Here is a 22228-nt window from a genome sequence, read left to right as displayed (position 1 = left end):
ACTGCGGAAACATGCGACGCTACAGACCGTCCCGTACCCACCGCACCCCGAGGAACAGCGAGCGATGAGCCCCGCCGACGGCGACCGTGACCCCCAGCGCATCCTGATCGTCGACGACGAGCCCGCGGTGCGCGAAGCCCTTCAGCGCAGCCTCGCCTTCGAGGGGTACGACACCGAGGTCGCCGTGGACGGCGCGGACGCGCTGGAGAAGGCCACCGCGTGCAAGCCCGACCTCCTGGTCCTCGACATCCAGATGCCGCGCATGGACGGCCTGACCGCGGCCCGCCGCATCCGCGGCACCGGCGACACGACGCCCATCCTGATGCTGACCGCCCGCGACACGGTGGGCGACCGGGTCACCGGGCTCGACGCGGGCGCCGACGACTACCTGGTCAAGCCGTTCGAACTGGACGAGCTGTTCGCCCGGATCCGCGCGCTGCTGCGGCGCAGCTCCTATGCGGCGGCCGTGGCGGGCGCGGCCGACGACACCGACGTCCTCGCCTTCGCCGACCTGCGCATGGACCTCGCCACCCGCGAGGTCACCCGCGGCGCGCGGCCGGTGGAGCTGACCCGCACGGAGTTCACGCTCCTCGAGATGTTCATGGCCCACCCGCGCCAGGTGCTCACCCGGGAGCAGATCCTCAAGGCGGTCTGGGGCTTCGACTTCGAACCGTCGTCGAACTCCCTCGACGTGTACGTGATGTACCTGCGCCGCAAGACCGAGGCGGCCGGCGAGCCGCGGCTCGTGCACACCGTCCGCGGCGTGGGGTACGTCCTGCGGCAGGGCGGCGCCGAGTGAACAGGGCGGTACACCGGTTCCGCTCGCTGCCGATCCGCTCCCGGCTGGCGCTGCTCGTCGCGGCGGCGGTGGCGTTCGCGGTGGCGGCGGTGTCGGTGACGTGCTGGTTCGTGGTGCACAACCAGCTGCTGAAGCAGGTCGACGACCGGCTGGTGAACTACAACAGCCGCCTGCTGAGCGACGAGCTGCCGGGGCTCGTCGCGAACTGCGACGGGACGGCCGGCGGCACCGCCCCGGAGAGGCGGACGCAGTTCTACTACTACCTCGAGGTGGTGACGGAGAGCGGCAGGGCCTGCGCCGTCCCCGGTTCCGTCGGCGAGCTGAGGACGACGGCCACCGACCGGAAGGCGACCGAGAACACCGACCCGCGCCTCCGCTTCCTCCACGACACCACCGACACCAAGGGCAACGACGTCCGGGTGGCCGCCATGGCCGTCCCCGCGCCGGGCCCGGGCAACCAGGTCTACGCCGGCGTCGCCCTCGTGGTGGGCGTGTCCCTGGAGGAGACCCAGAACACCCTCAAGGACCTCGCGCTGCTGCTCCTGCTCGTCTCCGGCATCGGCGTCGTCGGTGCGGGGGCGGCGGGCCTGGCGGTGGCCCGTGCCGGTCTGCGGCCCGTCGACCGGCTCACCGAGGCGGTCGAGCACGTCGCCCGCACCGAGGACCTGACCATCCGCATCCCCGTGGAGGACGCCGGCGAGGACGAGGTCGCCCGCCTGTCGCACTCCTTCAACTCGATGACGTCGGCGCTGGCCAGCTCGCGGGACCTGCAGCAGCAGCTCATCGCGGACGCCGGCCACGAGCTGCGCACCCCGCTCACCTCCCTGCGGACCAACATCGAACTGCTCACCCGCAGCGAGGAGACCGGCCGCCCGATCCCCGAGCCGGACCGCAAGGCGCTGCTGGCGTCGGTGAAGGCGCAGGTGACGGAACTGGCCGCGCTCATCGGCGACTTGCAGGAGCTGTCACGGTCGGAGGGGCAGCGCGGCGAACGCGTGCAGGTCGTCGCGTTCCACGACACCGTGGCGGCGGCGCTGCGGCGGGCCCGGCTGCGCGGGCCGGAGCTGACCATCACGGCGGACCTGGCCCCCTGGTACAGCCGGGCGGAGCCGTCCGCGCTGGAGCGGGCGGTCGTCAACATCCTGGACAACGCGGTGAAGTTCAGCCCGGACAGCGGCACGGTCGAGGTCGTCCTCGACCGGGGCGTCCTGACCGTGCGCGACCACGGCCCCGGCATCCCCGCCGAGGAACTGCCGCACGTCTTCGACCGCTTCTGGCGCTCGCCCAGCGCGCGGGCCCTGCCGGGCTCCGGTCTCGGCCTGTCGATCGTCGCGCGCACGGTCCAGCAGGCCGGCGGCGAGGTGTCGCTGGCCCCCGCCGAGGGCGGCGGCACGGTGGCGACGATCCGCCTGCCGGGCGCGCCGACCCCACCGCCGGAGGCGCCGTGACGACGACCCGCCCGCAGGGCCGGCGCAGCGCGGGCGGGCCGGAGACGCGGCCTCGGCGCAGCTCGGACGGGGCCGCGAACGCGGAACCGGTGACGACCGGGCGGGCCGCGACAGCCCCTGTGCAGCACGGGGGGCCGGAGACGCTACCTCGGCGCAGCTCGGACGGGCCGCGAACACGGAACCGGTGACGACGGGGCGGGCCGCGACAGCCCCTGTGCAGCACGGGGGGCCGGAGACGCTACCTCGGCGCAGCTCGGACGGGCCGCGAACACGGAACCGGTGGCATCCGGGCGGACCGCGCACGCGGCCCCCCTCCAGCACAGGCGGGCCGGAAACACGGAATCGGTGACGACCGGGCGGACCGCGCACGCAGCCCCCGCGCAGCACAGGCGGGCCGCGAACGCGGGACCCGTGGCGGCCGGGCGGGCCGCGCACGCACGGCGGGGCCGCCGGGAACGGCGGCCCCTTACCCTCATAGGCATGACCAGCGACGACACCGCACCGATCGCCCGCTCCGTCGAGACCCTCGGCGCGCTCTCCGCGGACCAGGCCGAAGCCGTCCTCGCCCTGCTGGCGGACGCCGCCCGCAACGACGGGCAGCAGGCAGTGTCCGAACAGGGCCGGCTGCAGCTGCGCGGCGGCGCCCGCGCGGGTGTCTCCCACCTGCTGCTGACCGTCGCCGGCGAGCTCGTCGGCTACGCCCAGCTGGAGGACACCGACCCGGTGGAGGCGCCGGCCGCCGAGCTGGTCGTCCACCCGGCGCACCGCGGGCACGGGCACGGGCGTGCGCTCGGCATGGCGCTGCTCGCCGTCTCCGGCAAGCGGCTGCGGGTGTGGGCGCACGGCGGGCACTCCGCCGCCCGGCACCTCGCCCAGGTCCTCGGGCTGACCCTGTTCCGCGAACTGCGCCAGATGCGGCGGCCGCTGACCGGCTTCGCGCTGCCCGATCCGGTGCTGCCGGAGGGCGTGACGGTGCGGACCTTCGTCCCGGGCGAGGACGACGCGGCGTGGCTGGCCGTGAACGCCGAGGCGTTCGCGCACCACCCCGAACAGGGCGCACTCACCCAGCGGGACCTCGACGACCGCAAGGCGGAGGCCTGGTTCGACCCCGAGGGCTTCTTCCTCGCCGAGCGCGAGGGCCGGCTCGTCGGCTTTCACTGGACGAAGGTCCACACCGAGGAGCGGCTGGGCGAGGTGTACGTCCTCGGCGTGCGCCCCGGCTCCCAGGGCGGCGGCCTCGGCAAGGCCCTGACGGTGATCGGCCTGCGCCACCTGGCGGACCGGGGCCTGTCGACGGCGATGCTGTACGTCGACGCCGACAACAAGGCGGCCGTGTCCGTCTACGAGCGCATGGGCTTCGTGACGTACGAGGCGGACCTGATGTACCGCACGGAGACCTGACCGGACCCGGCCGGACCGGGGCGGTGACCGGCCCGCCGGGCGCCGGCTCCCCCGCGCGCGGGGCCCGCTCGCGACGCGCCGCCTCAGGCGCCGGACCCGCCCACGGCGGACCGGCGGCGGGGGACGGGCCGGCGCCGCAGGGGCTCCGGCAGGCACAGCGCCCACGTGAACGCGGCCAGGACGAGGACCGCCGCCCACCCCGCGTGCGCGGGCGCCCAGTTCGGGTCCTCGGGCGCCACCAGCAGGCTCCACCGGCGCGGCACCAGCAGCACGGCGGCGGCCAGGGCGAGCAGTGTCAGCGCCGTGCGCTCGCCCGGCCGGGCCGTGGTGCCCAGGCGCACCGCGGCCGCGGCGAGGGCCGACGCGCACGCGGCGATCGCGGCCGCCTCCAGGGTGAGCGCACCGGCGGGCGGCCGGGCCGGTGCCGGCACGAGCAGCACCGCGGCCGCCCACCAGGCCCCGGCGAACGGCGCGACGAGCGCCGCCCGCAGCCCGGCCCGCACGGGCCGCCGCACGGGCACCGCGGCGGTGGTGTGCCGGGCCGGGTCGTCGAGCAGACGGGCGACCCCGAGCCCGCCGACGAGCGCCACCAGCCGCAGCAGCACCAGACCGGCCGCCGCCCCCGCCTCCCGGCCCTGCAGCCGCACGGCAGCGGCCAGCACCAGCCCCAGCGCGCCCGCCCCGGCGAGCGCCGGCCACGGCAGGGCATGCCACGTCGGCCGCACCAGCGCGCCCACCACCCGCAGCCGGCCGCCCTCCCGGACCGGGCCGGGCGTGGGCGCGAGGTCCTCGCCCCGGGCCCGTTCCGCCGTCCGGCCCGGTGCCGTACGGCGGCCCGATCCCGCGACCGCCGCCGTCACTCGTCGCCGCACCGGTCCTCACCCCCCGCGCCCCGCACCGCGTCCGGCACGCCCAGCAGCCGGGCGACACGGGCCGTCGGGACGCCGGGAGCGGTCAGTTCGGCCCAGTGGGCCTTCACCGCGGCCGTGACGTCCTGCCGCGGGCGGCGCAGCAGCTCCCGCACCACCCGCGTCTGGCCGGCGCTCATGCCCAGGCCGCTCGTCGGGGTCAGCACGTACGCGGACCCCGAGAGGCTGTCGTCGAGGCGCACCCGGCGCAGGGTGCTCAGCGGCTGCGGGTCGGCGCCGAGCACGAGCCACATGGCGGTCACCGTCCGGCCGTCGCACAGCCGTCCGCCGGCCCGCTCGTCGCCCGCCACCAGCACGGAGGCCAGCCCGACCGAGAACTCGGGGACGCGGTTGCCGCCCCAGCGCGTGAGGACGGTGACCTCGCCGGGCGCGGTCAGCGGGGCGTAGGAGGGGTCGGAGTCCAGGCCGTAGCGGGCCTCGACGCGCTGCCGCACGGTCAACCGCCGCGAGGCCGCGGGCTCACCGGCCACGGAGCGGACGCGCTCGACGGCCTCGGCCCAGTCGCCGGTGCGGCCGGTCCACTCCGGCAGCGCGCAGTACACCGTGGCGCCACGCGTGCGGCAGGTCTCCGCCTCCTCGGGAGCCGTGGACACCCGCGCGCGGGCCGCCTCCAGCGCGGCGGACGGACCCTGCGACTGGCCGGCCGCCCCCGCCGCCGTGGCGACGACGGCCACGGCCGTCAGCACCTTGATCCACGGCGTGCGGCCCCCGCTGCGCCACAGCGCGACGCCCAGCAGGGCGGCGGTGAGTCCGGCCAGGTACAGCGCGTGCCAGGCGGCGGGGCGGCCCACCAGGGCGGAGGGGAGGGCGTCCGCCCCGTGCTCGCGCACCACCGGGGTCAGCCAGCGGAACCAGCGCTCCTGCGCCCACACCCCGAGGAACAGGCCGGCCGCGTACAGCCCGACCACGACCAGCGGGGCGGCCAGGACGGAGGGGACCAGCCGGGCCAGCAGGACGCCCGCGACACCGAACAGCAGCACCGTGAGCGGGCCGACCGCCAGCTCGGCGACCGAGCCGTGGCCGGCGGCGCCGGGCCGCAGCGCCGCCCGGCCGAACTGGAACGCGACCACCAGCGCGGTGAACGCCGCGAACGGGACGACGGAGAGCGCGTGGGCGAGCGTGCGCCGCCAGGGATCCATGACGAGCACGCCGAAGTGGCGGTCGGTGCCGGTGCGGCGGGAGCGCAGCACGGCCCGGTTGACGCAGGCGAACACCGCGAAGGCGAGCAGGAGGGGGGCGCTCTGGGTGTCCCGGTCGGCGTCCTGAAGCGCCGGGAAGCCGTCCATGCCCTCGCCGCTGAAGAAGGCCGCCCGGACCGTCACCGCGAGGAGGAGCAGCAGGGCGCCGAGCACGAGCACGCTCAGCAGCAGCTCGCGCGCCTCGAAACGGGCCAGGGCGAGCACGGCCGCCGGGCGCCGGGGTGCGCGCGCCGGCCCGGTGGCCGCCGGGGCCGGACCGGCCGTCGTGATGGTCATCGGGCCGCCACCTCCGCGGCGGCGCCGTCGAGCGTGAGGAGGTAGCCGTCCTCCAGCGTGGGCTCCAGCAGGCCGGCGCCGGCGGGCGGGTCGCCGACGTTGCGGAAGGAGCCCGTGCCGGTGCGCCACCCGGCCCGCGCGCCGGGGTCGCGTTCCGCACTGCTCCACACCCGGCCGGCGGCCCGCGCGGTCAGCTCGGCCGGGGTGCCCTCGAACAGCACCCGGCCGCCGGCCATGACGATCACGCGGTGGCAGAGCATCGCGACGTCCTCGGTCTGGTGGGTGGACAGCAGGACCGTGCGCCCCTCGCCCGCCCGCGCGATCAGTTCCCGGAAGCGCATCCGCTGCTCGGGGTCGAGTCCGACGGTCGGCTCGTCCAGGACCACGAAGCGGGGCTCGCCGACGAGCGCGGCGGCCAGGGCGACACGCTGCCGCATGCCGCCGGACAGCCGCTTCATCCGCCGGCCGCGGACCTCGCTCAGACCGGCCTCCTCCAGCACGCGCCGCACCTCCCGGTGGCGTGCCCCGCGGTCGCTCAGCTCCTTGAGGACGGCCACGTAGTCGACGAACTCGAAGGCGGTGAAGTCGGGGTGGAAGCCGGGGTTCTGCGGCAGGTAGCCGAGCGCGCGGCGCACCGCCAGGCGGCCCGCCGCCGTGGCCGGGTCGTGGCCGAACACGGTGAAGGCCCCCCGCTCCGGGGGCACCGCGGTGGCGAGGACCCGCAGCAGCGTGGTCTTGCCGGCGCCGTTGGGGCCGAGCAGCCCGGTGACGCCCTCGCCGAGCCGCAGCGAGACGTCGTCGAGGGCGGCCGTGGAGCCGAGGCGGAGGGTGAGCCCGGAGGCGGAGACGGTGGTGGTCACGAAGTGCTCCCGTGCGTGAGACCGGTCGGGGACGTGCGGGTGCCGGCGACGTCGAAGCGGTCGCGCAGCAGGTACAGCAGCCCGGTGGCCAGGACGGCGACCACGGCCGCGGCGCCCTGCCCGGCCGCGGTGAACTGCGGCAGGGCGCCCCCGCCGGCCGACCTCGCCCCCGCCACCAGCAGCAGCGCGACCCAGACCCCGCCGGTCAGGGCGGGCGCCCGGTACGGGCCGAGCCGCGGGGTGAGCGCCAGGCCGGTCGCGGTGAGGGCGAGGGCCGGCAGCAGCCAGGCCAGCGCCCGCAGGCCGTAGCCGGGCAGCGCGAGGGTCGCCAGCCCGTTCAGGCCGAGCCCGACGGCCAGCACGGCGACCGTGCGCACGAGCAGCAGCCGGAAGCCGTGCATCGGGGCGACCACGGCCATCTCGTACGTCGGGTCGAGGCCGGGGCCGTACGCCAGCGCCACGCCCGCCAGCGGCAGCAGCGGGGCGAGGGCGAGGAACGCGGTGGGCGAGTCCGCGGCGCGCAGCTCCTCGGCGGCCGCCACGGTCGTCATCAGCACCACGGCCACCGCCAGCAGCCACGAGCGGCGCAGGACGGGCGTCGCGGCCAGCAGGCGGGCCGTGTGGCCGGCCACCCCCAGCCGCAGCAGCAGCCGCTCGGCCGGTCCGGGCCGGGGCGCGTCCAGCTCGGCGTCCAGCCGCTCCCAGCCGGCGTCCAGCGCGGCCGGGTCGGCCAGCGAGGCGAGCCGGGCCCGGCAGGCCGCGCACCCGGCGAGGTGCGTGTCGGCGGACCACAGCAGCGGCGGCTCCAGCTCACCGCGCCCGTAGGCGCGCAGGTCGTCCTCTGCCACGTGCCAGGTCATGCCAGCGCCTCCCTCAGTTGCCGGCGGGCCCGCATGGCCCGCGTCTTGACCGTGCCGGGCGGGATGCCGAGCAGGACGGCCGCCTCCCGGGTGCTGAGCCCGTCGACGACCGTCGCCTGGAGCACGGCCCGCAGTTCGGGCGACAGCCGGGTGAGGGCGCCCGCGAGGTCCCCGTGCTCCACCCCCGCGAGCACGCGTTCCTCGGCGGACACCTCCTCGCGGTGGCGCAGCCGCGCCAGCGCCTGCCGCAGGCGCCCGCGCGCCCCGTCCCCGCGCAGCGCGTCGACCAGGCGGCGGGCGCCGATGCGCCACAGCCATCCGGCCGCGTCCGCGGAGTGGCCCTCCGCCCGGTACCGGGCGGCGCCGCGCCAGACCGCCAGGAACGTCTCCTGGACGACGTCGTCGACCATCGCGGCGTCGGCGCAGCGGCCGCGCAGCCGGGCGGTCAGCCACGGCGCGTACCGCCGGTACAGCTCCTCGAAGGCGCGGCGGTCGCGGTCCGCCGCGATGGCCCGCAGCAGCTCCCCGTCGCTTGTCGTATCCCTCACGTCTCCTCATCGGACGAGACCCGCCGACCGGTTCACCCGTTCCGGAAAGTGGCCCCGAATCGGCACGGACGCCGCCGGCCACGTGGCGCACCGGCAATGTTCGCGGCCTGCACGAGACGGGAGCCGATCTGGGGGGCGGCCCCTTGTCCCACGACGGCTCCGGTACCGGGCCGAGGAGGCCCGGCCCCCGCAGACCCCGAAGCCGGGATCCCCCGCGAGCCGCCCCCCGCTGGCCCGCACGTCATGTCGCCGTAACCGGCGATTCAGACGGGCTTGCGACGCTCGGCCAATGAAGCCCGCCGTGCCAGAGCCTTCGCCGCCCCCGCGGGGGGCCGCGGGGACCGGGGACGCTCCCGCCCGCTCGCGGACCCGACCGGCCGCTCAGTCCCCCGCCGGGGCCGGGCTCCCCCGCACCCTCTCCGACGCGCCTGTCGCGCGCCGGACGCGGAAGAATGACGTCATGAGGCAGCCAGACAGCCAGGCCCAGACCCACCCGTCCCCCACCGGCACCGTGCAGGCAGGCCCCGTGGACCACGAGGCGATCCAGCACTCCCAGCCCTCCGTGGGCTCGATCGCCGCGCACCGCCCGCACACCGTGGCGGCCACGGTCTCCGACCTGGAACCCGACCTCGACTCCGACCTCGACGGCTACGACGAGTCGCGCGGCGACGGGGTGCGGCTCCCCCAGGGCCGCTTCCTGGACCGGGAGCGCAGCTGGCTCGCGTTCAACGAGCGCGTCCTCGAACTCGCCGAGGACCCCAGCATGCCCCTGCTCGAACGCGCCAACTTCCTCGCGATCTTCGCCAGCAACCTGGACGAGTTCTTCATGGTCCGGGTCGCCGGCCTGAAGCGGCGCATCGCGACCGGGGTCGCCACCCGGTCCGCCTCCGGCCTCCAGCCCCGCGAGGTGCTGGAGATGATCTGGGCCCGCTCCCGCGAGCTCATGGCCCGGCACGCCGCCTGCTACCACGAGGACGTCGCCCCCGCCCTCGCGGAAGAGGGCATCCACCTGGTCCGCTGGAACGAGCTGACGGAGAAGGAGCAGGCCCGCCTGTTCACGCTCTTCCGGCACCAGATCTTCCCCGTGCTGACCCCGCTGGCGGTCGACCCGGCGCACCCGTTCCCGTACATCTCCGGCCTGTCCCTGAACCTGGCCGTCGTCGTGCGCAACCCGGTCACCGGACACAACCACTTCGCCCGGGTCAAGGTGCCGCCGCTGCTGTCGCGCTTCCTGGAGTGCTCCCCCGGCCGGTACGTCCCCGTCGAGGACGTCATCGCCGCGCACCTGGAGGAGCTGTTCCCCGGCATGGAGGTGCTGGAGAGCCACGCCTTCCGCCTCACCCGCAACGAGGACCTGGAAGTCGAGGAGGACGACGCGGAGAACCTCCTGCAGGCCCTGGAGAAGGAGCTCATGCGGCGCCGGTTCGGGCCGCCGGTGCGCCTGGAGGTCGAGGAGTCCATCGACCGCGAGGTGCTGGACCTCCTCGTCCGGGAGCTGAAGGTCAGCGAGGCCGAGGTGTACCCGCTGCCCGGCCCCCTGGACCTCACCGGCCTCTTCCGCATCCACAGCCTCGACCGGCCCGAGCTGAAGTACCCCAAGTTCATCGCCGGCACCCACCGCGACCTGGCCGAGGTGGAGTCCGCGTCCCCGCCGGACATCTTCGCCGCGCTGCGCAGCCGGGACGTGCTGCTGCACCACCCCTACGACTCGTTCTCCACGTCGGTGCAGGCCTTCCTGGAGCAGGCCGCCGCCGACCCGGACGTGCTCGCCATCAAGCAGACCCTGTACCGGACCTCGGGCGACTCCCCCATAGTCGACGCGCTCATCGACGCCGCCGAGTCCGGCAAGCAGGTCCTCGTCCTGGTCGAGATCAAGGCCCGCTTCGACGAGCACGCCAACATCAAGTGGGCGCGCAAGCTGGAGGAGGCCGGCTGCCACGTCGTGTACGGCCTGGTCGGCCTGAAGACGCACTGCAAGCTGTCCCTGGTGGTCCGCCAGGAGGGCGACACCCTGCGCCGCTACAGTCACGTCGGCACCGGCAACTACCACCCGAAGACGGCCCGCCTGTACGAGGACCTCGGGCTGCTGACCGCCGACCCGCAGGTCGGCGCGGACCTGTCCGACCTGTTCAACCGCCTGTCCGGCTACTCCCGCCGGGAGACCTACCGCCGGCTGCTGGTCGCGCCCAAGTCCCTGCGGGACGGCCTGATCGCCCGGATCAACAAGGAGGCCCAGCACCACCGCGCCGGCCGCCCCGCCTTCATCCGCGTCAAGGTCAACTCGATGGTCGACGAGGCGGTCATCGACGCCCTGTACGGCGCGTCGCAGGCCGGGGTGCCCGTCGACGTGTGGGTGCGCGGCATCTGCGCCCTGCGGCCGGGCGTCACCGGGCTGTCCGAGAACATCCGCGTACGGTCCGTCCTCGGCCGCTTCCTGGAGCACTCGCGGGTCTTCGCCTTCGGCAACGGCGGCGAGCCCGAGGTGTGGATCGGCAGCGCCGACATGATGCACCGCAACCTCGACCGCCGGATCGAGGCCATGGTCCGGGTCGTCGACCCCGCCCACCGGGCCGCGCTGAACCGGCTCCTGGAGACCGGCATGTCCGACACCACCGCCTCCTGGCACCTGGGCCCGGACGGCGAGTGGACCCGGCACGCGGTCGACACCGACGGACACCCCCTGCGCAACGTCCAGGAGATGCTCATAGACGCCCGGAGGCGCCGGCGTGGCAACGCGACACCTTGACCCGGCGGACCCCGCGGCCGCGCCCTCGCCCGGGCGGCCGGCCTCCGCCCCGCCGGCGGCTCCGCCGGAGCGGGGGGAGGCCCACGGGCACGGCGGCGTCCCCACCGCGGACGCCCTCGCGCTCTACCTGCGAGCGCAGGCCACGGAGTTCCTCCGCGCGCTGCGCCTGCACCGGGAGACCGGGCCGGCCGCCGCGGAAGGGGCCGCCGACGCGGCACGCGCCCTGCGCCGCTCGGCCCGCCGCATCAGCGGCAGCCTGCACACCTTCCGGCCGCTGCTGGAGGAACGCTGGGCGGCACAGCTGCGTCCCGAACTGGCCTGGGTGTCGGGCACGCTGGCCCGCGAACACGCCTGCCAGGCCCGTCTGGACCGCCTCCTGCTGGCCCTGCACCGCCTCTCGGGCGCCGCCCCGCTCCCACCCGGGCCGACCGCCGCGGCCGGCGAGCCCCTGGCCGCCTCCGCCCCGGCCGGCCGTGCCGCCGGCGCCACCGTGGCAGGCGGCGGAGGCACCTCCGACGCGGACGGCTCGGGGAAGGCACCCGCCACCGCCGGTCCGGCCGCCCCGCCCACCGCTCCCCCGGACCGCGGCAGCCTCGCGGTCGGCGCCGCGAAAGCGGGCGCGCTCCTGGACCGACAGCTCACCCTCGCCCGCACCCGCGCCCACTCCACCGCCCTCCAGGCCCTCGGATCCAGCCGCTTCCACGCCGTCGCCGACCAGGTCGCCGTCCTCGCCAGCGACGTCCCGCTGACGCCCGCCGCGGCCACCGCCGACCTGCGCGCCCCGGCCGCCGCCGCGGAGCAGCGCCTGACGGAGGCCGTCACCGCGCTGCCCCTGGTCACCGCGGGCAGCCCCTACAACGCGGAGGCACTGGTCCACGGCCTGTCCCCGGACCCCTCCCCGCATCCGCAGGACGCGCCCTGGCACCAGGTCCGCCTGCTGCTGCGGCTGCACCGGTACGCCCTGGAGGTCCTGCGCGGCGGCAAAGCACCCGCCGACGTACGGCTCCTGACGGCAGGTCAGGCCCTCGACCGGCACCGCGACGCCTCGGAGGCCGCGGCGGCCGCCGCGGCGGCGGCCCGGACGCCCCGCATCGCCCCGGCGACGGCGTACGCGCTCGGCGTCCTCCACGCCGACCAGCGGCACGAGGTGGAGGCGGCCCGGTTCGCCTTCCAGCAGTCGTGGCAGAAGGAGACGGCGGGCACCCGCTGACGGCGCCCGGGCCGGCGGAGCGTCCGGCGACCCGGCCACGGCAAGGAGGGTGAAGGCGTGAACGACCCTGTGGCACGTACGAACGGCACCACGGTCCGGGCGGCGGGCTGCGTGCTCTGGCGCCGCTCCCCCGTGGACGGCGGCCTGGAGGTCTGCCTCGTCCACCGGCCCAAGTACGACGACTGGTCGCACCCGAAGGGGAAGCTGGGGCACGGCGAGGACCCGCTCGCGGGGGCGCTGCGCGAGGTCCTGGAGGAGACCGGGTACACGGCCGTCCCCGGCGCCGAGCTGAGCACCGTGTGCTACATGGCGAACGGCCGCCCCAAGCAGGTCCGTTACTGGGCGGCCGAGGCCACCGGGGGCCGCTTCACGCCCAACAGCGAGGTGGACCGCGTCCTGTGGCTCCCGCCCGCGCAGGCCCGCGGCCGCCTCACCCAGGTCCGCGACCGCGACCTGGTCGACGAACTGCCGTCACCACCCGCGCACACCTGACCGGCACCACCGTCCCGCGCCCGACCGACGCCACCCCCGCGCACCCGACCGGCACCACCGCCCCGCACCCGACCGGCCGTTGGGCCGCAGCGAACCGGCGCACCGTACGCCGGCCGGTCCCTCAGCCCGTGGGCTCATCGCCCTGCCCGTACGAGCGGCCCGCCCGGGCGTCGACGTCGTAGCCGCGCCGCTCGCAGTAGCCGGTTGCCGCCCCACTGCCGCGCGCCCGACCGGACCGCTGCCCCACTCCCGACGGGCACCGTCCCCGCACGCCTGACCGGCGCTCTGCCGCACACCTGACCGGCCCCGCCCGGCGTCCGACCGGCCTGAACCCCACCTCACGGGCCGGCCGCCGGAACAGAGCCGCGTCCGCCCGGAGGGAGCCGTGGCCACCCAGCCGCACCGGGCCCGGACCGACGCACCACCCGCCCCGCCGGACGGAACGCGGAGCACCGCTCACCCGGCCCGCCCCCGCTCAGGGCCCCGTCCCGTGCCCCTCCGCGTCCGCGCGGGCCAGGCTCCGGGCCCGGCGGGCGGGACCGCGCCAGCCGCAGCTGCACCGGGCAGCGCAGAAGCGCCCCTGTTCGACGGTCGTCGTGCGGTGTTCCACGTACTCGGGGTCCTCGGGCGCGGGGCCGAGCCCCTCCTGCTGTGCCACGCCGACCACGGTACCGACACCGGGTGAACGGCCGGTGACCGTCCGCCGTGCCCGTGCCGCGCCGGTGCGTGACGGGCCCCCTTACCCGTCGTTAACCCGGGAGGACAGGGGGCCCGTGACGGACGTACCGGCTGGGGGTAGGCAGGCGATGGCGGAGCGGCGGCAGACGGTGGTCCCTCCTGCTCGAGCCGGGTCGAGGACCCGGCGCGGCGCGGGCGGCACGGCCCTCGCCGCGGGTCTGGTGGTCTGCGTGTGCGCCACCGGGTGCTCCGGCGGCGCCGCCGCCGAGGACGCGCGGGCGGCGTCCGACCCGGTGCGGACCCTGCGCGGCGCCGCCGACGCGCTGCTGCGGGCGGGCAGTTCCCAGGCCCGTACGTCGATGGAGATGGCCGCCGGCGGGACCCGGGTGACGATCCGGGGCGAGGGCGCGTACGACTTCCGCAGGCAGCTCGGGCGGCTGACGGTGGTGCTGCCGCAGGACCCGGCCGGAGTCCCCGAGTACCGCCCGATCACCGAACTCCTCGCCCCCGGAGCCCTGTTCATGAAGAACCGGGGCGCGGGGGTACCGGCCGACAAGTGGGTGCGGGTGGACACCGCCACCTCGTCCGACGGCAACCTCGTCACCGGCGGCGCCACCGACCCGCTCACCGCCGCCGAGGTGCTGCGCGGGACGCGCGCGGCGACGTACCTGGGGCGCACGGAGGTGGCGGGGACCGCGGTGCGGCACTACCGCGGCACGGCGGATCTGGCCCTGGCGGCGGAGCACGCCTCCGCGGCGGCCGCGGCGGCCCTGGAGGCGGCGGCGAAGGGCTTCGCCACGGCCGAGGTCCCGTTCGACGTGTACCTCGACGACGCCGGCCGCGTGCGCAAGATCCGGCAGCGCTTCAGCTTCGTCAACGGGCAGCGGAGGGGCACCGTCGCGGTGGTCTCGACGACGCTGCTGTACGGCTTCGGCACCCCCGTGACCGTGCGGCTGCCGCGCCCGGACGACATCTACGCCGGGCGGATCGCCGAGGGGTGAGCCGGGAATCGACCGGCGAACTAGCCCGTCCGTGCCATGCGCGGCGTGCGGGGCGCTGCCTACTCTAGGAAGCCGGTGACGGCTAGGAAGAGGTGACGCACGTGGCTCCGGTCGGCGGTACGGCAGTTCAGGACCACGTGGCACTGGCCGAGATAGAGCTGTGCGGAGAACTGATCATCGCGGCCTCGGCGGCCCGGGAGCGGCTCAGCCTGGAGAGCATCGACGAGGTGCTGAAGGTGGCCGAGGAACGCCGGGCGGCCTCCGCCGGGTGACCGCACACCGTACGACGCCGGCCACCGCGGCCGGGCGGGCTCCGGCCACCGCGGCCGGGACGGCGACCGCCCGCCGCCTCAGGTGCGCAGCAGCCGCCCGATGGCCTTCGTGGCCTCCTCCACCTTGGCGTCGATCTCGTCGCCGCCCTTGAGGGCCGCGTCGGCGACGCAGTGGCGCAGGTGCTCCTCCAGCAGTTGCAGGGCGAAGGACTGCAGGGCCTTCGTGGAGGCGGACACCTGGGTGAGTATGTCGATGCAGTAGACGTCCTCGTCGACCATCCGCTGCAGACCGCGGATCTGGCCCTCGATGCGGCGCAGCCGCTTCAGGTGTTCGTCCTTCTGGTGGTGGTACCCGTGGATCCCGCGGTCGTGGTCGGTCACCACGGCTCCGGTGTCCTCGGAGGGCGCCGCCGCGCCGGCCTTGGTGGTCGTCATCGCGTCCTCCAGCTCCAGACATATACCCCTGCCGGGTATATGGTACCGAATTTCGGTGGGTATACGACCCTCGGCCGGGGCCCGGTGCGGTGGCCCGGCCGGCCCGTGGTGAAGCCCACGTGCGGAGCACTCCGCGCGATGGGCGACACTGGAGGGCGGCCCGATAGCCGTGGCCGGATGATGCGCCTAGCATCAGCCTGACCGAAACCGAAGCAGACCGAGGACCACACGTGCGCTTTCGTCTGACCCCCAGGGAGACGAGCTTCTACGACATGTTCGCCGCGTCCGCGGACAACATCGTCACCGGCTCGAAACTCCTGATGGAACTGCTCGGGGCGGACACATCCGCCCGGGCCGAGATCGCGGAGCGCATGCGGGCAGCGGAACACGCGGGTGACGACGCCACACACGCGATCTTCCACCAGCTGAACTCCTCGTTCATCACGCCGTTCGACCGCGAGGACATCTACTCCCTCGCGTCCTCCCTCGACGACATCATGGACTTCATGGAGGAGGCCGTCGACCTGGTCGTCCTCTACAACGTCGAGGAGCTGCCCAAGGGCGTCGAGCAGCAGATCGAGGTGCTGGCGCGGGCGGCGGAGCTGACGGCCGAGGCCATGCCGAACCTGCGGACCATGGACAACCTCACCGAGTACTGGATCGAGGTGAACCGCCTGGAGAACCAGGCGGACCAGATCCACCGCAAGCTGCTGGCGCACCTGTTCAACGGCAAGTACGACGCGATCGAAGTGCTCAAGCTGAAGCAGATCGTGGACGTACTGGAGGAGGCGGCGGACGCCTTCGAGCACGTGGCGAACACGGTGGAGACCATCGCGGTCAAGGAGTCCTGAGGCCCGTCCATGGACACCTTCGCCCTGGTCGTGACCGTCGCGGTCGCGCTCTTCTTCACGTACACCAACGGCTTCCACGACTCCGCCAACGCCATCGCGACGTCCGTCTCGACCCGGGCGCTGACCCCCCGGGCGGCGCTGGCGATGGCGGCCGTGATGAACCTCGCGGGCGCCTTCCTCGGCAGCGGGGTCGCCAAGACCGTCAGCGAGGGCCTGATCCAGACACCCGAGGGCTCGAAGGGCATGGCGATCCTCTTCGCCGCCCTGGTGGGCGCGATCGTCTGGAACCTCACCACCTGGTACTTCGGTCTGCCCTCCTCCTCCTCGCACGCGCTGTTCGGCGGCATGGTCGGCGCCGCCCTGGCCGGCGGCACGACGGTCTACTGGAACGGCGTGCTGGACAAGGTCGTGCTGCCGATGTTCATCTCGCCGGTCGTTGGCCTGATCGTCGGCTACCTGGTGATGACGGCCATCCTGTGGATCTTCCGCAGGGCCAACCCCCACAAGGCCAAGCGCGGCTTCCGCATCGCCCAGACGGTGTCGGCCGCGGGCATGGCGCTCGGCCACGGTCTGCAGGACGCCCAGAAGACCATGGGCATCGTGGTGATGGCCCTGGTCATCGCGGACGTGGAGGACTACGGCGACCCGATCCCGGTGTGGGTGAAGATCGTCTGCGCGCTGATGCTGTCGCTGGGCACCTACGCGGGCGGCTGGCGGATCATGCGCACGCTCGGCCGGAAGATCATCGAGCTGGATCCGCCGCAGGGCTTCGCCGCCGAGACGACCGGTGCGTCGATCATGTTCGCCACGGCGTTCCTGTTCAAGGCCCCGATCTCGACCACCCACGTGATCACCTCGGCGATCATGGGCGTCGGCGCGACGAAGCGCGTGAACGCCGTGCGCTGGGGCGTCGCCAAGAACATCGTCCTGGGCTGGTTCATCACCATGCCGGCCGCCGCGATCGTGGCGGCGGTGGCGTTCGGGGTCCTGAACCTCGCGTTCTAGCCACCGGCCGGACCGGCCGGCCGGAGCCACCCGAAGAAACGGTTCAGCTCAGCCGCCGCACGCCGGATGCGGCATCGGGCGGCGCTAGGTGCTGAAACGGTTCACCCCAGACGGCGCACGCGCTGCCGGCCCATATGGGCCGGCGCCTGCCGAAACGGTTCCGCAGCGAGCGTGCGGCCCGCGACCGCGCGGACCCGTCGGAACACCACAGCGGGCCCGCCCCCGAAGCCGGGGGCGGGCCCTTCTGCGTCCTCGCGGTGGCACCGCCATGCAGCACCGCGAGGGGTTCTCGCACCGGCCGCCGGCTCAGCCGAAGCGGCCCGAGATGTAGTCCTCCGTCGCCTGCACGGACGGGTTGGAGAAGATCCGCTCGGTGTCGTCGATCTCGATCAGCCGGCCGGGCTGGCCGACGCCCGCCAGGTTGAAGAACGCCGTGCGGTCCGAGACACGCGCCGCCTGCTGCATGTTGTGCGTCACGATGACGATCGTGAAGCGCTCCTTCAGCTCGCCGATCAGGTCCTCGATGGCCAGGGTGGAGATCGGGTCCAGCGCCGAGCAGGGCTCGTCCATCAGCAGGACCTTGGGCTCCACCGCGATCGCCCGCGCGATGCACAGGCGCTGCTGCTGACCTCCGGACAGGCCCGAGCCCGGCCTGTTCAGGCGGTCCTTCACCTCGTTCCAGAGGTTGGCGCCCCGCAGCGACCTCTCGACGATGTCGCCCAGCTCGCCCTTCTTGCGGCCGCCGTTCAGGCGCAGGCCCGCCGCCACGTTGTCGAAGATCGACATCGTGGGGAAGGGGTTCGGCCGCTGGAAGACCATGCCCACCTCGCGGCGGACGGAGACCGGGTCCACCCCGGTGCCGTACAGGTCCTCGTCGTCCAGCAGCACCTTGCCCTCGACACGGCCGCCCGGCGTGACCTCGTGCATGCGGTTGAGCGTGCGCAGGAACGTCGACTTGCCGCAGCCGGACGGGCCGATGAACGCGGTCACCGAGCGCGGCTCCACGGTCATCGAGATGTCCTCGATCGCCTTGTGGGAGCCGTAGTACGCGGTCAGTCCGCTGACGTCGATTCGCTTGGCCATGACTACTTCTTCACTTCCAGTCTCGGTCGCTGTCGGCCCCGCCCGGCGGAGCCGGGGCGGTCGCCCCGGCGACCGGCCACGCGGCGGCAGCCGCAGATCGTTAGCGGGGGGCCTTCCAGCGGGCGATGCCGCGGGCCAGCAGGTTCAGGATCATGACGAAGGCGATCAGTGTGAGCGCCGCCGCCCAGGCGCGGTCGTAGGCCGCGCCCGCACCCGAGCTGTTCGCGTACTGCTGGTAGATGTACAGCGGCAGCGAGGCCTGCGGGTCCTGGAACGGGTTGTTGTTGATCAGGCTGGTCTTCCACACCAGCAGCAGCACCGGGGCGGTCTCGCCCGTGATGCGCGCCACCGCGAGCATCACACCGGTGATGATGCCGCCGATCGACGTCGGCAGGACCACCTTCAGGATGGTGCGCCACTTCGGCACGCCCAGCGCCAGCGAGGCCTCGCGCAGCTCGTTCGGGACGAGCTTGAGCATCTCCTCGGTGGAGCGGACCACCACCGGCATCATCAGGATGGCCAGGGCCATCGCGCCGGCGAAGCCGGAGTAGCCCATGTCGAGGATCAGGATCCAGAAGCTGAGGACGAAGAGACCGGCGACGATGGACGGGATGCCCGTCATGACGTCGACGAAGAAGGTGACGGCCCGGGCCAGCCGGCCGCGCCCGTACTCGACCAGGTAGATCGCGGTGAGCACGCCCACCGGCACGGCGATCAGGGAGGCCAGGGCGACCTGCTCCAGGGTGCCGATGATCGCGTGGTAGATGCCGCCGCCGGGTTCGGTGTCGGCGACGACGCCCATCGAGTGGGTCAGGAAGTACCCGTCGAGGACCTTCACGCCCCGCGCGACGGTCGCCCAGATCACGGAGGCCAGCGGGACGACGGCGAGGAGGAAGCAGACCCAGACCAGGGCGGTGGCGATGCGGTCCTTGGCCTGGCGGCGGCCCTCGACGCGCGCGGCGATCCCGTACGTGCCGGCGACGAAGAGGACGGCGGCGATCAGGCCCCACTGGACCCTGCTCTGCAGGCCGGCGGCCAGGCCGATGACGGCCCCGGCGGCGGCGGAGCCCGCGGCGATCGCCCAGGGCGCCCACTTCGGCAGGCGCGCGCCGCGCAGGCTGCTCGCGCGGCGGGAGGTGACGGCTGCGGTGCTCATGCGTTGGCCCCCGAGTACTCCTTGCGGCGGTTGATGATCATGCGGGCCGCGCCGTTGACGAGCAGGGTGATGACGAACAGCACCAGACCGGAGGCGATCAGGGCGTCCTGGCCCAGCGGGGTCGCCTCGCTGAACTTGCTCGCGATGTTCTGGGCGAAGGTCCCGCCGCCCGGGTCGAGCAGGCTGGCCTGGATGTCGAAGGCCGGGGAGAGCACGATGGCGACGGCCATCGTCTCGCCGAGCGCGCGGCCGAGGCCCAGCATGGAGGCGGAGATCACGCCGGAGCGGCCGAAGGGCAGCACCGCCATGCGGATGACCTCCCAGCGCGTGGCGCCGAGGGCCAGGGCCGCCTCCTCGTGCATCCGCGGAACCTGGCGGAAGACCTCGCGGCTCACGTTCGTGATGATCGGCAGGATCATGATCGCGAGCAGGATGCCCACGGTGAGCAGGGAGCGCGGCGCGCCGCCCTGCCAGGAGAGGATCCCGGTCCAGCCGAGGTACTCGTCCAGCCAGGCGTACAGGCCGGTCAGCTGCGGCACCAGGACCAGGGCGCCCCACAGGCCGTACACGATGGACGGCACGGCGGCGAGCAGGTCGATCACGTAGGCGATGGGCCCGCTGAGCCGGCGCGGGGCGTAGTGGGTGAGGAACAGCGCGATGCCGACCGCGACCGGGACCGCGAGCGCCATGGCGACGACCGAGGAGACGACCGTGCCGAAGGCCAGCACCGCGATGCCGAAGACGGGCGGGTCGATGCTGGTGTTCCAGTCGAAGCTGGTCAGGAAGTTGCCCTGGTCCTCGCTGATCGCCAGGGCGGCGCGGTAGGCGAGGAAGACCGCGATGGCGGCCATGATCACGAGCAGGAAGACGCCCGACCCGCGGGAGAGGCCGAGGAAGATCCGGTCTCCGGGCCGGGTGGTGCCCCGGGCGGCGCGCTCGCGCTCCACCGCCGGTGGCTGGGGTGTCGACGCGGACGCGTCCTTCTTCTGTGTCGATATGTCCATCTGGATCTCCGGTCTGCGGAGCCGCGCGCGGTGGGCGGCTCCAGGCGGCGGTGCACCGGACGGCGCGGCCCGGCCCGTGAGTGGGGCCGGACCGCACGCTCAGGTCAGCTCAGGCCCGCGATGGTGGTACGGACCTTGGCGATGATCTCGTCGGGGATCGGGGCGTAGGACGCGTCGGCGAGCATCTTCTGACCGTCCTCGGAGGCGATGTAGGTCAGGAAGGACTTGGTGGTCGGCAGGGTGTCGGCCTTGTTGCCCTTGTCGCAGACGATCTCGTAGGTGACGAGGGTGAGCGGGTAGGCGCCCGCCTCGCTCGGGTTGTAGTTCAGCTGCAGCGCCAGGTCGCTGCCGGTGCCGGCGACCTTGGCGGAGGCGATGGCCTTGGAGGCGTTCTCCGCGGTCGCCTTGGCCGGCTCGGCGGCGGCGGTCTTCAGGTCGACGGTCTTGATGCCGTCGGCGGCGTAGGAGAGCTCGAAGTACGAGATGGCGCCGGAGGTCTGCTTCACCTGCTGGGCGAGGCCGGAGGAGCCCTGCGCGGACTGGCCGCCCTTGGCCTGCCAGGCCTTGCCGCCCTCGTACGGCCAGTCGGCCTTGGCCTGGGAGATCAGGTACTTGGTGAAGTTGTCCGTGGTGCCGGACTCGTCGGAGCGGTGGAAGGCCTGGATCTTCAGGTCGGGCAGCTTGGCGCTCGGGTTGAGCTTCTTGATCGCCGCGTCGTTCCAGTTGGTGATCTTGCCGTTGAAGATCTTGGCGAGGGTCGGCGCGTCGAGGGTCAGGCTGTCCACGCCCGGCACGTTGAAGCCGACCGCGATCGGGCCGCCGACCATGGGCAGGTCGATCGCCTGGCCGCCGGAGCACACCTTCTTGGACTGCGCGACCTCCTCGGGCTTCAGCGGGGAGTCCGAACCGGCGAAGGCGGTCTGGCCCTGCAGGAACGCGGTGATACCGGCGCCCGAACCCGTCGGGTTGTAGTTGACCTGCACGCTCTTGCAGGCCAGCGTGTACTGCTTCACCCAGGCGTCGATCGCGTTCTTCTGCGCGGTGGAGCCCGACGCCTGCAGCTGCCCCTTGGCGTCGTCGCACTTGACCGAGCCCGCCTGGGTGGACGCCGAGGCGTTGGTTCCGCTGCCGCTGCTCGTGTCGTCGGAGCCGCACGCCGTCAGGGCCAGGGCGCCGGAGACGGCGACAGCACCGAGGGACATCGCGCGAAGCCGGTTCTTGCGCTGAAGCTTCACTTTCGGGTGTTCCTTCCAGGAGCCGCCGGCGGGCGGCGTGCGAAGTCGTGTCAGCCCTGCGAGGCCGTGCTCTCAGGCTGCGGTGTCCTTGCGATGCGTGAGCGCCTGTCGGGCCGCACTCCGCACCGGGTAGGGCCGAAATTAGGCAGAACAGGTGAATCGGCCAGACGGCATGAGTGAACGGGAAGTGAACCCCTGCCGTCGGTGCGGTGAGGTCACGGAACGCTTACGGGGAGGCCACGCGCGGATCCCGCCGGGGTGCCGGCCGGGCCGCCCTGGGCCCTGGCCTGCGGCGGCTCGGATGCCGGCCTCAGGGCCGCTGGTCCGCCGTCCGGTCGCCCCTCCCGTTCCGTCGCCGGCCGCTTGGTCGCTCGTCCGCCCGGCCGCCGGCCGTTCCTCCGTCCGGTCGCCTGACCGCCCGGCCGCCCGTCTCTCCGGTCGCCCGGCCTCCCGGCTACTCGTCCGCTCGGAACTCGCTTCTTCGTCCTGCCCCGGCGATCGTCCGCTGTCCGCTCGATCCCCCGGTCACCTCGCCGCTTGCCCGCCCCCTCGGCCGCCCGGCCGCTCGGCCGCTTGTCCGCCCCCGTCCGCCCAGCCTCCTCCCAGCTACTCGTCCGCTCGGAAGTCGTTTCTTCGTCCGGGCCTCGGCCCGATCATCCACCGTCCGCCCGACCCCCTGCCCACCTCACCGCTTGCCCGCCCCCTCGGCCGCTCAGCCGCCTGACCGCCCCGTCGCCTGG

Annotated in this window: 21 protein-coding genes; 10 read left to right on the top strand and 11 right to left on the bottom strand. The window is 74.3% G+C overall.

The window, feature by feature from the left end; translation table 11 throughout:
• The first annotated feature begins 64 nt into the window (after nucleotides 1-64).
• From ABZ920_RS07980 to mshD, 3 genes are all read left to right on the top strand, one after another.
• Complete coding sequence (locus tag ABZ920_RS07980; protein ID WP_361499980.1) at nucleotides 65-799, top strand: response regulator transcription factor; 735 nt, start codon at nucleotides 65-67, stop codon at nucleotides 797-799.
• Nucleotides 796-2247: a HAMP domain-containing sensor histidine kinase gene (locus ABZ920_RS07975; protein ID WP_361499978.1), complete on the top strand. Its 1452-nt coding sequence runs from the start codon at nucleotides 796-798 to the stop codon at nucleotides 2245-2247. Before ABZ920_RS07980 ends, ABZ920_RS07975 begins: the two co-directional genes overlap by 4 nt.
• Nucleotides 2248-2727: 480 nt before the next feature.
• Complete coding sequence (gene mshD, locus ABZ920_RS07970) at nucleotides 2728-3648, top strand: mycothiol synthase (RefSeq protein WP_361499976.1); 921 nt, start codon at nucleotides 2728-2730, stop codon at nucleotides 3646-3648.
• Nucleotides 3649-3731: 83 nt separating this feature from the next.
• On the opposite strand, the gene ABZ920_RS07965 is transcribed toward mshD, so the two are convergent.
• The 5 genes from ABZ920_RS07965 to ABZ920_RS07945 are packed head-to-tail and all read right to left on the bottom strand — an operon-like array spanning nucleotide 3732 to nucleotide 8320.
• Nucleotides 3732-4520: an ABC transporter gene (locus ABZ920_RS07965; protein WP_361499974.1), complete on the bottom strand. Its 789-nt coding sequence runs from the start codon at nucleotides 4518-4520 to the stop codon at nucleotides 3732-3734.
• Entirely contained in the window at nucleotides 4505-6052 is a 1548-nt protein-coding gene (locus ABZ920_RS07960) for an ABC transporter permease (RefSeq protein WP_361499972.1), read from the bottom strand. The genes ABZ920_RS07965 and ABZ920_RS07960 overlap by 16 nt, the downstream gene beginning before the upstream one ends.
• Complete coding sequence (locus ABZ920_RS07955; protein WP_361499970.1) at nucleotides 6049-6912, bottom strand: ABC transporter ATP-binding protein; 864 nt, start codon at nucleotides 6910-6912, stop codon at nucleotides 6049-6051. Before ABZ920_RS07955 ends, ABZ920_RS07960 begins: the two co-directional genes overlap by 4 nt.
• Nucleotides 6909-7772: a zf-HC2 domain-containing protein gene (locus ABZ920_RS07950; protein WP_361499968.1), complete on the bottom strand. Its 864-nt coding sequence runs from the start codon at nucleotides 7770-7772 to the stop codon at nucleotides 6909-6911. The genes ABZ920_RS07955 and ABZ920_RS07950 overlap by 4 nt, the downstream gene beginning before the upstream one ends.
• Nucleotides 7769-8320, bottom strand: a complete 552-nt coding sequence (locus ABZ920_RS07945) for an RNA polymerase sigma factor (RefSeq protein WP_361499966.1) — start codon at nucleotides 8318-8320, stop codon at nucleotides 7769-7771. The genes ABZ920_RS07950 and ABZ920_RS07945 overlap by 4 nt, the downstream gene beginning before the upstream one ends.
• Before the next feature lie 460 nt (nucleotides 8321-8780).
• On the opposite strand from ABZ920_RS07945, the gene ABZ920_RS07940 reads away from it, so the two are divergent.
• From ABZ920_RS07940 to ABZ920_RS07930, 3 genes are all read left to right on the top strand, one after another.
• A complete protein-coding gene (locus ABZ920_RS07940) occupies nucleotides 8781-11066 on the top strand; it encodes an RNA degradosome polyphosphate kinase (protein ID WP_361499964.1) in 2286 nt (761 codons plus the stop codon).
• Between the two features lie 127 nt (nucleotides 11067-11193).
• Nucleotides 11194-12276, top strand: coding sequence for a CHAD domain-containing protein (locus tag ABZ920_RS07935; RefSeq protein WP_361500431.1), 1083 nt, complete (start codon nucleotides 11194-11196; stop codon nucleotides 12274-12276).
• 57 nt (nucleotides 12277-12333) lie between these two features.
• The gene (locus ABZ920_RS07930; RefSeq protein WP_361499962.1) at nucleotides 12334-12768 is read left to right on the top strand and encodes an NUDIX hydrolase; all 435 of its coding nucleotides are present in this window, start codon (nucleotides 12334-12336) and stop codon (nucleotides 12766-12768) included.
• Nucleotides 12769-13243: 475 nt separating this feature from the next.
• Here the strand turns inward: ABZ920_RS07930 and ABZ920_RS07925 are convergent, their stop codons facing one another.
• Nucleotides 13244-13426, bottom strand: coding sequence for a hypothetical protein (locus ABZ920_RS07925; protein ID WP_361499960.1), 183 nt, complete (start codon nucleotides 13424-13426; stop codon nucleotides 13244-13246).
• A 148-nt stretch (nucleotides 13427-13574) separates the two neighbouring features.
• Here ABZ920_RS07925 and ABZ920_RS07920 point away from each other — a divergent pair, with 148 nt between their 5' ends.
• Entirely contained in the window at nucleotides 13575-14447 is an 873-nt protein-coding gene (locus ABZ920_RS07920; protein WP_361500428.1) for a hypothetical protein, read from the top strand.
• Between the two features lie 92 nt (nucleotides 14448-14539).
• The gene (locus ABZ920_RS07915; protein WP_361499958.1) at nucleotides 14540-14719 is read left to right on the top strand and encodes a hypothetical protein; all 180 of its coding nucleotides are present in this window, start codon (nucleotides 14540-14542) and stop codon (nucleotides 14717-14719) included.
• A gap of 78 nt (nucleotides 14720-14797) precedes the next feature.
• On the opposite strand, the gene ABZ920_RS07910 is transcribed toward ABZ920_RS07915, so the two are convergent.
• Nucleotides 14798-15154 (bottom strand): metal-sensitive transcriptional regulator, encoded by a 357-nt coding sequence (locus ABZ920_RS07910; protein WP_361499956.1) that lies wholly within the window; start codon nucleotides 15152-15154, stop codon nucleotides 14798-14800.
• A gap of 230 nt (nucleotides 15155-15384) precedes the next feature.
• Between ABZ920_RS07910 and ABZ920_RS07905 the strand changes: the two genes are divergently transcribed.
• Both ABZ920_RS07905 and ABZ920_RS07900 read left to right on the top strand, forming a co-directional pair.
• Nucleotides 15385-16005: a DUF47 family protein gene (locus ABZ920_RS07905; RefSeq protein ID WP_188289463.1), complete on the top strand. Its 621-nt coding sequence runs from the start codon at nucleotides 15385-15387 to the stop codon at nucleotides 16003-16005.
• A gap of 9 nt (nucleotides 16006-16014) precedes the next feature.
• On the top strand, nucleotides 16015-17010 hold the full coding sequence (locus tag ABZ920_RS07900) for an inorganic phosphate transporter (RefSeq protein WP_361499953.1): 996 nt from the start codon (nucleotides 16015-16017) through the stop codon (nucleotides 17008-17010).
• Between the two features lie 306 nt (nucleotides 17011-17316).
• On the opposite strand, the gene pstB is transcribed toward ABZ920_RS07900, so the two are convergent.
• The 4 genes from pstB to pstS all read right to left on the bottom strand — a co-directional run bounded on the left by pstB (nucleotide 17317) and on the right by pstS (nucleotide 21488).
• Nucleotides 17317-18093, bottom strand: a complete 777-nt coding sequence (gene pstB / locus ABZ920_RS07895) for a phosphate ABC transporter ATP-binding protein PstB (RefSeq protein WP_361499951.1) — start codon at nucleotides 18091-18093, stop codon at nucleotides 17317-17319.
• A 100-nt stretch (nucleotides 18094-18193) separates the two neighbouring features.
• Complete coding sequence (gene pstA / locus ABZ920_RS07890; RefSeq protein WP_361499949.1) at nucleotides 18194-19249, bottom strand: phosphate ABC transporter permease PstA; 1056 nt, start codon at nucleotides 19247-19249, stop codon at nucleotides 18194-18196.
• Entirely contained in the window at nucleotides 19246-20253 is a 1008-nt protein-coding gene (pstC, locus tag ABZ920_RS07885; protein ID WP_361499947.1) for a phosphate ABC transporter permease subunit PstC, read from the bottom strand. Before pstC ends, pstA begins: the two co-directional genes overlap by 4 nt.
• A gap of 104 nt (nucleotides 20254-20357) precedes the next feature.
• On the bottom strand, nucleotides 20358-21488 hold the full coding sequence (pstS, locus tag ABZ920_RS07880) for a phosphate ABC transporter substrate-binding protein PstS (RefSeq protein ID WP_361499945.1): 1131 nt from the start codon (nucleotides 21486-21488) through the stop codon (nucleotides 20358-20360).
• Nucleotides 21489-22228: the final 740 nt, after the last annotated feature.

Origin of the sequence: Streptomyces sp. NPDC046831 (genome assembly GCF_040645305.1) — a bacterium.
Taxonomy (GTDB): domain Bacteria; phylum Actinomycetota; class Actinomycetes; order Streptomycetales; family Streptomycetaceae; genus Streptomyces.
This window is presented reverse-complemented; position numbering and strand designations above follow the sequence as displayed.

Bases quoted from the DNA above. Each gene is read 5' to 3' on its own strand.
- ABZ920_RS07900 (WP_361499953.1), top strand. From the start codon at position 16,015: ATGGACACCTTCGCCCTGGTCGTGACCGTCGCGGTCGCGCTCTTCTTC.
- ABZ920_RS07950 (WP_361499968.1), bottom strand. From the start codon at position 7,772: ATGACCTGGCACGTGGCAGAGGACGACCTGCGCGCCTACGGGCGCGGT.
- pstA (WP_361499949.1), bottom strand. From the start codon at position 19,249: ATGAGCACCGCAGCCGTCACCTCCCGCCGCGCGAGCAGCCTGCGCGGC.
- ABZ920_RS07940 (WP_361499964.1), top strand. From the start codon at position 8,781: ATGAGGCAGCCAGACAGCCAGGCCCAGACCCACCCGTCCCCCACCGGC.
- ABZ920_RS07980 (WP_361499980.1), top strand. From the start codon at position 65: ATGAGCCCCGCCGACGGCGACCGTGACCCCCAGCGCATCCTGATCGTC.
- ABZ920_RS07910 (WP_361499956.1), bottom strand. From the start codon at position 15,154: ATGACGACCACCAAGGCCGGCGCGGCGGCGCCCTCCGAGGACACCGGA.
- ABZ920_RS07960 (WP_361499972.1), bottom strand. From the start codon at position 6,052: ATGACCATCACGACGGCCGGTCCGGCCCCGGCGGCCACCGGGCCGGCG.
- mshD (WP_361499976.1), top strand. From the start codon at position 2,728: ATGACCAGCGACGACACCGCACCGATCGCCCGCTCCGTCGAGACCCTC.
- pstB (WP_361499951.1), bottom strand. From the start codon at position 18,093: ATGGCCAAGCGAATCGACGTCAGCGGACTGACCGCGTACTACGGCTCC.
- ABZ920_RS07920 (WP_361500428.1), top strand. From the start codon at position 13,575: ATGGCGGAGCGGCGGCAGACGGTGGTCCCTCCTGCTCGAGCCGGGTCG.
- pstC (WP_361499947.1), bottom strand. From the start codon at position 20,253: ATGGACATATCGACACAGAAGAAGGACGCGTCCGCGTCGACACCCCAG.